Annotated in this window: 1 rRNA gene; it reads left to right on the top strand. The window is 42.0% G+C overall.

The window, feature by feature from the left end:
• Positions 1-51 (top strand): 16S ribosomal RNA (locus V6C27_14820); the annotation flags it as partial.
• Positions 52-452 lie beyond the last annotated feature (401 nt).

Here is a 452-nt window from a genome sequence, read left to right as displayed (position 1 = left end):
AAGTCGTAACAAGGTAGCCGTATCGGAAGGTGCGGCTGGATCACCTCCTTTCTAAGGAGTACCTCGTTAAAACGAGAACTCTGGTCGATCATCCATCTCTTAACAACTGTTTAGTTTTGAGGGATTTAAAAAATCCTTCTGTCATGTAGGGGCTCGATTTATCGCGCCCTCTAACAAACGTTGTTTGTTAGACTAAACTGTTTCGCCATGTGCAAACGTTACTTGGCGGGCTCAATGAATTGAGCCCCTACAAAAAGCGTTGCATGAAGCAGTTTGCATGAAAAAATACAATTAGTGTAGGGGTTCGATTTATCGATCCCACACAAACTGTTCCTTGAAAACTGCACAGCGAGAAAGAAAAGCCAAAAGAGGTTGTAAGTTAAACAAAAATTTAGGTAGAACTTACAATTTCACCGAAAAAGGTCAAGATAGAAAGGGCACATGGCGGATGC

The sequence above is a fragment of the Peptococcaceae bacterium 1198_IL3148 genome, assembly GCA_036763105.1.
In the GTDB taxonomy this organism is placed as follows: Bacteria; Bacillota; Desulfotomaculia; order Desulfotomaculales; family Desulfohalotomaculaceae; genus JBAIYS01.
Note: the sequence above shows the minus strand (reverse complement) of the source record. Positions and strands in the feature narration are given on the sequence as shown.